This is a genomic window from uncultured Clostridium sp. (assembly GCF_910588715.1).
Classification (GTDB): Bacteria; Bacillota; Clostridia; order Clostridiales; family Clostridiaceae; genus Clostridium.
In genome coordinates this window covers 938011-948071 of the sequence record NZ_CAJURG010000001.1, presented here as the reverse complement: position 1 = coordinate 948071, position 10061 = coordinate 938011, and the positions used below count along the sequence as shown (strand labels likewise).

The window sequence follows — 10061 nt, the reverse complement described above, 5'->3', positions numbered from 1 at the left end:
TTAAGCTCTACAGCGTCAATGGTACTGCACGGGTGACTGTGTGGGAGAGTAGAACATTGCCAGGTAAGTAAAGTACTTAGCATTTGCTAAGTACTTTTTTTGTATTGTAAAATGGGGTAAAATATATATTAAATTTAATTAAATATTATAAAATAGATATAAATTATGTTTAAATTAAGTAACACTCATTGAATATTTTGGATATTAATTTTAAGGAGGAAGTTATGGATATATATACTATAGGACATTCTAATTATTCAATTGAAAAGCTTATTAATATGTTAAAGTATTATAATATTAGTTGTGTAGTTGATATTAGGGGAACTCCTTATTCAAAATATAATGTTCAATTTGATAAAGAAACTATAAGATATACTTTAACTAAAGCTGGATTTATTTATATATACATGGCTAAGGAATTAGCTGCTAAAAGATTAAATAAGCAATCATATAATGAAGAAGGGTATTCAGATTTTGAGAAGGTTGCAAAGGAAAAGGACTTTTTAGATGGAATAGAAAGATTAAAAAATGGTTGCAATAAGGGATATAATATAGTTTTATTAGGTGCTATGCAAGAGCCTATAAGATGTCATAGATCTATTTTAGTAGGAAAAGAATTAAGAAAATATGGATTTAATGTTAAACATATATTGGATGATTATTCTATAGCATCCCAAGATGATATTGAACAAATGCTTTTAGATAAATATTTTAGTAATAGGGGACAAATGACTATTGATGATTTAATTGGCAATAGTTTAACTAGAGAAGAGATGATAGAGGAAGCCTATAAGCTAGCTAATAAAGAAATAGGATATAGAATAGAACATTTAAAATAAATAATAAATTAATGATATAAGAATTTGAAGATTATTATGAGATCATCTTCAAGACTATATCATTAATTTTTATTTTTATATAAAATTTAATTAGGTAATGTATATATAGAAAACTTTTGACGTTTATCTATTAAGTATAGATTATGTACTGGAATTTCTTGTTTTAAAATTAGTGCAGTATAGGTTTCTAAATAATTTATATATTCTTCAGAAGGATAATAAAATATTAAATCTATTTCCCTAGGAAATTTTTCTACTGAAATTAAAATATTATTTAAAACTTTAATAAATAGTTGAAGTGAAAATGGATTAAAAAAGTAAAATTTATTATCTGATGGCAATACTTCATAATCTTCTGCAAATATATTTAAAAATTTAATTTTTTCTTTTGTTTTTGAAAATGACTTAAAGTAACTTTTTTTATTATTTTCACATATTTCATAATAATTATTATTCATTTCTATTCCAGTAACATAGGAATTATAGTAATAATTTATGTAAAAGGCTAATCGTCCTTTTCCACATCCAAAGTCAACTACATGATCTGAAGGGGTTAAATTATATTCTTTAAACAATGATTCTAATGCTAAATAAGAAGTTGCTTCATATCTATTATAATGATGAGATTCATAAAATCCTTGTTGTTCACCTGTAGTTTTTATATTAAGCAATCTTTCGTAATGAATATCATTCATATTTGAGTTCCTTTCAGTTTTTATAAAATTAAAAAATATAGTTATTATTATATCAAATATATCTTACTAAATATTAATTTTAAATTAAATTATAAAATGACGAAATTTAAGAAAATATGTAATTAAATTTGTTAAATTTAACGAAAATACTTTAAAAATTATAAATTAATAGAATATTTTTATATAACTATTTATTAATATTAAAGTTTAGTATATACTATTAATGATTAGAATTTTATAAATATATGATATATTATATATTATATAGTGTATATTATTAAAGTTGATTCTTTGAAATTTTAATGTAAAGGGGAAAGTTTGATGACAGAAATAAGACATGAATTAGGAATAATAGCTTTAGAAAGTTGTAAGGAACTAGGAAATGCTATTGATAAACTTATTCAACAAAAGAGAAATACTAATGAGTCTTTTTTAATACCAATAGATGAAATAAGATTTTCTAATGGAGAAGGAAAAGTTAAAATATCAGAAAGTGTAAGAGGTAAGGATATATACATTTTATGCGACATTGGTAATTATAGTTGTACATATAAAATGTTTGGATTTGTTAATCACAAAGGTCCTGATGAACATTTCCAAGATATTAAGAGAACTGTTTCTGCAATTAGAGGTAAGGCTGCAAAAATTACAGTAATAATGCCACTTTTATATGAATCAAGACAACATAGACGTAAAGGTAGAGAATCTTTAGACTGTGCATTAGCACTTCAAGAATTAGAAAGATTAGGAGTACATGAAGTACTTACATTTGATGTACATGATCCTAATGTTCAAAATGCAATTCCTCTACTATCTTTTGAGAATTTCTATCCAACATATGATATAGTAAAATCTCTTATAAAGAACGAAAATACATTAGAGTTAAACAAAGACAAGCTTATAGTTATAAGTCCAGATACTGGTGCTATGGATAGAGCAATTTATTATTCAAGTGTTTTAGGTGTTGATGTAGGTCTATTCTATAAGAGAAGAGACCATTCAACAATAGTAAATGGAAAAAATCCTATAGTACAACATGAGTATATGGGAAGAGATGTTGAAGGAAAAGATGTATTAATTGTTGATGATATGATAGCATCTGGTGAATCAGTACTTGATTTAGCTATGGAATTAAAAGAAAGAAAAGTAAGAAATGTTTATGTAGCAACAACATTTGCTTTCTTTACTGAAGGATTAGAAAAGTTTAATAAATTCCATGAAGATGGAATAATATCTAGAGTATACTCTACAAACTTAACTTATATATCAGATGAATTACGTGATTGTAGATGGTATAGGGCTGTTGATATGTCAGAATTAGTATCAAAGATAATAAATAAATTAAATTATGATAAATCTATTGCTTCTTATATGGATGCAACAAGAGTAATACGTGACTTATTAGAAGAATAAGGATATAATATATTATAGCATATGTAAATTAATGGTAGTTTACTATGCTATAATATTTTTTTTAGGGAGAGAAATTATGAGAAAAGAAATTAACAAGGGAAATGAAGTATTATCTACAAATAAAAAGGAAAGTAAGGATAATATAATAATAGGAAAAAATAAAGTTATAACAAATTATTGTAGTAGTTTTAATATTTCTTCAGAATATACAAGCTCAGGGGTAGGAGGATATGGATTAAATCTTATATAGAGCTTATATTTTTGAAGAAAGGAAAAAGGTGATGATAGAAGCATTTCATTCTAATTGGACAAGACCATTTTTAAATTCAAATCCACATAAAGAATATTATATAGATGATTTTGAAATATTAACAACTATTATTTCAGCGTTAAAGTGGAGAGAGAAAAATGGAAATATAAAAATGATTACTGATGAAGTTGGGGCTAGTTATTATAAAAGTATAGGACTGGATATAATTTGGAATTTAGGGATTGATATAGCATTAGATGATATCAGTGATAAAGTAAATAGCAATATATTTTGGGCTGCCGGAAAATTATATGCACTTAAGGAACAAAAATCTCCATGCGTAATGATTGATACTGATTTTATTGTATGGGAAAGTATAGAAGATATTTTAATAAATTCAGAAGTAAGTGTAATTCATAAAGAAAATATAATAGAAGCAGTATATCCAAATAAGGAGTATTTTAGATTTAAAAATGGATATTCTTTAGATGAAAATTTTGATTGGACAGTACTTCCTAGTAATACGGCTTTTGCATATATCTCAAATGATAATTTTAAGGATTATTATGTAAAATCAGCTATAGATTTTATGAATAATTTAGATTGCAATGATGATAAAATTACAAATATGGTATTTGCTGAACAAAGACTTATATCAATGTGTGCTAAAAGAAAAAATATTGAGATTAATGAAATAATGAGCTTAGATAATTTATTTTCTAATAATCAAAATTTATTTACTCATACATGGGGACACAAAAGAAAAATGAGAAATGACTTTAATAAAAGAAAAGATTTTTGTATAAGATGTATAATTAGAATCATTAAAGATTATCCAGAGTACGAAAGTCTTATATCAAATATAGAAGTATTAAAGGAATATTATGATGAAGTTAAAAAATATTATTGTGTTTAATTTTATATAGATAAAAAACTATTTTATATTTTAATATATAGATTAGTTAACAGAGTTTTCAGACAAAAAAGAATAATTAATCTTTTTAATTATTTAAAGAATTTAGTGTTATTATATATATAAGAGTAATAAAATTTTTTGAAGGAGTGTGGGAAAATGAAAACTTTAGTAATAAATTGTGGTAGTTCATCTTTAAAATATCAATTAATAGATATGAATACAGAAGAATGTATGGTTCAAGGATTAGTTGAAAGAATAGGAATTGAAGGATCTGTATTAACTCAAAAAGTTGAGGGAAGAGATAAATATATAATAAATACAGAAATTAAGGATCATAAGGAAGCAATTAAATTAGTTTTAGGAGCTTTAATAGATCCAATTCATGGTGTTATTAAATCTATGGATGAAATTTCAGCAGTAGGACACAGAGTTGTTCATGGTGGAGAAAAATATTCAGATTCAGTTTTAATTGATGATGAAGTTTTAAAATCAATTGAAGAGTGCATAGTGCTTGCACCACTTCATAATCCACCAAATCTTATAGGTATTGAAGCATGTAAAGAATTGATGCCAAATACTCCAATGGTTGCAGTATTTGATACAGCATTCCATCAGACAATGCCTAAACATTCATATATCTGTCCATTACCATATGAGTTATATGAAAAATATTCAATAAGAAAATATGGATTCCACGGAACATCTCATAAATATGTTTCTAATAAAGTAGCAAAGGTTATGGGAAAAGATATAAAAGACTTAAAGATAGTTACATGTCACTTAGGAAATGGATGTTCATTATCAGCTGTTAAGAATGGAAAATCAATAGATACTTCTATGGGATTTACACCACTTGCAGGTGTTATGATGGGAACAAGATCAGGAAGTATAGACCCATCTGTTATTAGTTTCTTAATAGAAGAGCATGGATATAAAATAGAAGAAGTAGATGAATTATTAAATAAAAAATCAGGTGTTTTAGGAATTTCAGGAGTATCATCAGACTTTAGAGATGTTTTAGCTGCTGCTGATTCAGGAAATGAAAGAGCAAAGCTTGCTTTAGAAATATTCTATTATAAAGTTAGAACTCAAATTGCTGCATATGCAGGAGCTATGGGTGGTGTAGATGTTATAGTATTCACTGCTGGAATAGGAGAAAATTCATCTATTACAAGAAAAGAAATATTAAAGGGATTAGAATTCTTTGGCTTTGAGCTTAATGAAGAAAATAATGAAATAAGAGGAAAAATTCAAGAAATATCAACTGAAGATTCTAAAGTAAAGGTATATGTAGTACCTACTAATGAAGAATTAATGATTGCTAGAGATACAGCAAGATTAGTTAAATAATTAAAAGATTAAATTATGGTGTTATAAAGATTATTTAATAATTTTTATAACACTATTTTTTATGTGTTGGAAATACTAAGAATAGAAAGTAAGATTTAAATGCTAGTTCACAAATAGCTAATATGCTATAATAATTATTATTAATTAGATAAGGAGATTGTTATGGGAAATAAGATAACTTTAACATATGAAAATGGAGAATTTAATGTTGCTATAAATGAAAGCATTGTATATACAGATAAAGATATGGAATCTTCTCTTATTAAATTTAACTCAGTAGTTAAAAATAATGCGATAGAGCAAAAATCTTCATGGGAAGCTATAGAAGAAGATATTAGAAATTTAAATAATAAAGATGTAGAAATAAATTCACAATTCAAAACTGTTAATTTTGGAAAAATGAAATATTTTTATAATACAGATAAGGTGTTTTTTATTGAAAACAGTAGTATGATATCTTTAGGTGGTGGATATTCATTATTTAATTTTGTATTAAATAAAATTAATGAAGGTCAATTAAAAGATGAAGAGAGCTTTTTAGAGCTTTGCAAAATATCAATGATGAATAAGGCAATTTTTAGTGCACATGAAGATACTGTTATGATTTCAAGTCCAAAGTTTAGTTATGGGACTGTAGAATATAATTTTGCTAGTAATAAAATAAATAAGGGAACTAGCTTTGAAAAGGGAAGCTTTGAAGAATTTAAAAATTATGTTTTAGAAATACTTAAGTAAGTTATATAATCTATTTAATTTGAGAATTAAGCTATTATTATAAGTTATAGTTAAAAACGGGAGAGAAAAAATGAAAGAGTTATTATTAGAAGCAGATAGATGTTTGCTGTGCAAAAATGCTAGATGTAAAGCAAATTGTCCAATAAATACAGAAATTCCAGAGGTAGTTAAGCTATTTAAAGAAAAAAAAATAATAGAAGCAGGGGAAATGTTATTTAATAATAATCCATTATCAGCTGCTTGTGCTATAGTTTGTCCTCATGAAGATCAATGTAAAGGAAACTGTATTAGAGGGATAAAAAGCGAACCAGTAAGCTTTTGTGAAATTGAAGAATATATATCTAAAGAATATTTATATAAGGTTAAGTTTGAAGAAGTACAGTATAGAAATGAAAGAATTGCTATAATTGGAGCAGGTCCAGCAGGAATTACTTTATCTATTATATTAGCAAGAAGAGGATTTAAAGTTACTCTTTTTGATGCTCATGAAAAAATTGGTGGAGTCCTTAGATATGGAATTCCAGAATATAGATTAAAAAATTCCATGATAGATAGATATGAAGAAATTCTTATTGAGTTAGGAGTAAAAATAAGACCAAATACTTTAATTGGACCGGTTATTACATTAGATAAATTATTCTTTGATGAATATAAAGCTGTATTTATAGGAACTGGAGTATGGAATCCTAAGACATTGAATATAAAAGGGGAGTCTTTAGGAAATGTTCATTATGCAATAGATTATTTAAAATCGCCACAAGTTTATAATTTAGGTAAAAAGGTAGCTGTAATTGGAGCTGGAAATGTAGCAATGGATGCAGCAAGAGTTGCTAAAAGAAGTGGTGCCGAAGAAGTATATATTCTTTATAGAAAAGGCTTTGAAAATATGCCATGTACTAGGGCAGAGTTAGAAGAAGCTAAGGAAGATGGTATTAAGTTTGAATTATTTAAAGCCCCTATAGAGTTAACAGAAGAGGGTGTTAAGTATATTGAAACTAAAAATGAAGTTGATGAAGAAGGTAGAGTAAACACTGTTACTATAGAAGGAACAGAAGGCATGTTTAATTGTGATTCTACAATAATAGCTGTAAGTCAATCACCAAGAAAAAATATAGTTGCAAATACAGTTGGTTTAGAAACTAATAAATGGGGATTATTACTTACAGATGAAAGAGGTCATACGACAAGAGCTGGCGTATTTGCATCAGGAGATGTTGTTACTGGAGCAAACACAGTAGTTCATGCAGTTGCATATGCAAAAGTGGTTGCAGATTCTATAGAAGAATATTGTAATAATAATTAATATTTTATAATAGTTACAAAATTATTTTTATAATGACTAATATACTATTAGGAAATATTTATAGATATTATATATTTAGAAATGGGTGTGAAAATGAAAAATAAAATTGACAAAAATGAGTGTGAAAGCACCCTAAATAAATATTTTTATTTTATTAATTGTTCTGAGATGGAAAGAGAATTATGTAACATGGAAATGAGAAGTATTTTTGGAAAAGAGCCAAAAGGAAAATACTTATTTTCAGAAAAAAATTTTAATCCATCTAGAAGTCCTTTTATTAAATTGCAAATTAAATCAATATATATAGAGGATAATATAGAAGATATAATAAGTAAAATAAAAAAAGATAAAATAGCTTATGATAACTTTAAAGTCAATTATATAAAAAGTGAAGATGGAGATGTTTTTTATGAAGAACGTCTTAAAGCTGTTAAAGAAGTCGGATTTGTTGTAACTGGATTTCCAGATATACATAATCCAGAAATAGAATTAGCGATAACTAAAGTTAAAGATAAGTGGATATTTGGAGAATTAATTAAAAATAATTTTAAGTGGCAAAGGCATAATGATAAGCCACATTCATATTCTAATGCAATACCATTAAGGATGGCTAGAGCATTAGTAAATATTGCAGTTGGAGATAATAAAGGTTTAAGATTAGTAGATCCTTGTTGTGGAGTAGGAACTGTTGTTATTGAAGCTTTAGATTTAGGAATTAGCGTGAAGGGATATGAAATTAGTAAGCCTATTGCATGTAATGCTAGGAATAATATAGAATTTTTAGGGTATAATAGAGAAATAATAACTAGTGGGGATATGCATAATATAAATGAAGTTTTTGACGTTGCCATAGTTGATATTCCTTATGGATTATTTTCACCTGTAACTTTAAAAGAACAGGTGGATATAATTAATACCTCAAGAAAAATTGCTCGTAAACTAGTTATAATAACCTTTGAAGATATGGATAATTTAATAACTTCAGCCGGCTTCAAAATATTAGAAAAGTGTTACATGACAAAAGGAAATATGGTAAGACAAATTAGTATTTGCAAATAAGGTATATTTTCCTAGTAAACTTATATAGCAAATGGTTTGACAATATGTTAAGACGATGCTATAATAAATTTCGTCAAGAAGGAACAGCCGTTTCTCGCCTTACGGCTAAGCTTAGTAAGGTAATGAGTTTATTGGATTTTTATCTAGAGGAAAATCTAGATTTTCTAAATAATACGAGGGCGGCAATTATGCTGCCCTTTTATTTATAGATTAATGCATAAAAATACTGTGCCTTATGCCTTTAGATTTATGCAAAGAGTAATATATTTTTCTTGATAGATTTTATCGGAGGTGAATGTTATCAGTAAAAACTTTACTTGTAATGAAAGTATTAGAGAAAAGGAAATTAGAGTAATTGATTCTGAAGGGAATCAATTAGGAGTAATTCCTACAAAACAAGCTTTACAAATGGCTGAAGAGAAGGATTTAGATTTAGTAATGATTTCTCCAACAGCAGTGCCACCAGTATGTAAAATAATGGATTTAGGCAAATACATTTACGAGCAATCTAAAAAGGAAAAAGAAGCTAAGAAAAAGCAAAAAGTAACTGTCATTAAAGAAATCAGATGTAGTTTAACTATTGAAGAAAATGACATAGCTATCAAAGCTAAGAATGCTAGAAAGTTCTTATTAGATGGGGATAAAGTTAAAGTCACTGTTAGATTCAAAGGTAGAGAAGCAACATTAGGTCACCTAGGATTAAAAATCTTAGAAAACTTTGTTTCTAAACTTGAAGATGTTTGTACTGTTGAAAAAGCAGCAAAACAAGAAGGAAGAAACATGACTATGGTATTAGCCCCTAAAAAAGCATAAGCAGAGAGAGAGGAGAATATTATCATGCCAAAAATGAAAACGCACAGAGGTGCAGCTAAAAGATTTAAAAAGACTGGTACTGGAAAGTTAAAAAGAGCAAAAGCTTTTAAGAGCCATATCTTAACAAAGAAGAGCGCTAAGAGAAAGAGAAACTTAAGAAAAGCTTCTTACGTTTCAACTACTCAAGAAAAAGCAATGAAGAAATTATTACCATACCTATAATATAGAGGACTTAGGAGGAATACAAAATGGCAAGAGTTAAGAGAGCGGTAAATGCTCGTAAGAATCATAAAAAAGTTTTAAAGCTTGCAAAAGGTTACTATGGTGGGAAGAGCAGATTATTCAGAACTGCTAACGAATCTGTAATCAGAGCTTTAAGAAACTCATACGTTGGAAGAAGATTAAAGAAGAGAGATTTCAGAAGATTATGGATAGCAAGAATTAACGCTGCTACAAGAATGAACGGTCTTTCATACTCAAAATTCATGAACGGAATCAAATTAGCTGGAATCGACATGAACAGAAAGATGTTATCTGAAATAGCTATCAACGATCCAAAGGCATTTGCAAACTTAGTAGAAACTGCAAAAGCTCAATTAAACAAATAATTTTGTTTACATAAAGCAATCCGAAAGGATTGCTTTTTTTATGTTTAAACTTAAATCAATAAATCTTAATTAGAATATAT

At 26.9% G+C, this 10061-nt stretch carries 12 protein-coding genes; 11 read left to right on the top strand and 1 reads right to left on the bottom strand.

What is annotated here, in order from left to right; all coding sequences use genetic code 11:
- Positions 1-224 precede the first annotated feature (224 nt).
- Positions 225-839, top strand: coding sequence for a DUF488 family protein (locus QZ321_RS04660; protein WP_291747429.1), 615 nt, complete (start codon positions 225-227; stop codon positions 837-839).
- An 86-nt stretch (positions 840-925) separates the two neighbouring features.
- Here the strand turns inward: QZ321_RS04660 and QZ321_RS04655 are convergent, their stop codons facing one another.
- A complete protein-coding gene (locus tag QZ321_RS04655; protein WP_291743994.1) occupies positions 926-1534 on the bottom strand; it encodes a methyltransferase in 609 nt (202 codons plus the stop codon).
- 321 nt (positions 1535-1855) lie between these two features.
- Here QZ321_RS04655 and QZ321_RS04650 point away from each other — a divergent pair, with 321 nt between their 5' ends.
- The 10 genes from QZ321_RS04650 to rplT all read left to right on the top strand — a co-directional run bounded on the left by QZ321_RS04650 (position 1856) and on the right by rplT (position 9981).
- Complete coding sequence (locus QZ321_RS04650) at positions 1856-2947, top strand: ribose-phosphate pyrophosphokinase (RefSeq protein ID WP_291743996.1); 1092 nt, start codon at positions 1856-1858, stop codon at positions 2945-2947.
- Positions 2948-3023: 76 nt separating this feature from the next.
- Positions 3024-3197, top strand: a complete 174-nt coding sequence (locus QZ321_RS04645; protein ID WP_291747431.1) for a hypothetical protein — start codon at positions 3024-3026, stop codon at positions 3195-3197.
- A 31-nt stretch (positions 3198-3228) separates the two neighbouring features.
- Positions 3229-4113, top strand: a complete 885-nt coding sequence (locus QZ321_RS04640; RefSeq protein WP_291747434.1) for a DUF6734 family protein — start codon at positions 3229-3231, stop codon at positions 4111-4113.
- Positions 4114-4269: 156 nt separating this feature from the next.
- On the top strand, positions 4270-5463 hold the full coding sequence (locus QZ321_RS04635) for an acetate kinase (protein WP_291747436.1): 1194 nt from the start codon (positions 4270-4272) through the stop codon (positions 5461-5463).
- Positions 5464-5625: 162 nt separating this feature from the next.
- Positions 5626-6198 carry a hypothetical protein gene (locus QZ321_RS04630; RefSeq protein ID WP_291747439.1) on the top strand — a complete coding sequence of 191 codons (573 nt, stop codon included), beginning with the start codon at positions 5626-5628 and terminating at the stop codon, positions 6196-6198.
- A gap of 70 nt (positions 6199-6268) precedes the next feature.
- Positions 6269-7501 carry an NAD(P)-dependent oxidoreductase gene (locus QZ321_RS04625; protein WP_291747442.1) on the top strand — a complete coding sequence of 411 codons (1233 nt, stop codon included), beginning with the start codon at positions 6269-6271 and terminating at the stop codon, positions 7499-7501.
- A 93-nt stretch (positions 7502-7594) separates the two neighbouring features.
- Positions 7595-8560, top strand: coding sequence for an SAM-dependent methyltransferase (locus tag QZ321_RS04620; RefSeq protein WP_291747444.1), 966 nt, complete (start codon positions 7595-7597; stop codon positions 8558-8560).
- Between the two features lie 291 nt (positions 8561-8851).
- On the top strand, positions 8852-9373 hold the full coding sequence (gene infC, locus QZ321_RS04615; RefSeq protein ID WP_291742190.1) for a translation initiation factor IF-3: 522 nt from the start codon (positions 8852-8854) through the stop codon (positions 9371-9373).
- A gap of 24 nt (positions 9374-9397) precedes the next feature.
- A complete protein-coding gene (gene rpmI / locus QZ321_RS04610) occupies positions 9398-9595 on the top strand; it encodes a 50S ribosomal protein L35 (protein ID WP_195517320.1) in 198 nt (65 codons plus the stop codon).
- Positions 9596-9621: 26 nt separating this feature from the next.
- Positions 9622-9981 (top strand): 50S ribosomal protein L20, encoded by a 360-nt coding sequence (gene rplT, locus QZ321_RS04605; protein WP_291742196.1) that lies wholly within the window; start codon positions 9622-9624, stop codon positions 9979-9981.
- Positions 9982-10061 lie beyond the last annotated feature (80 nt).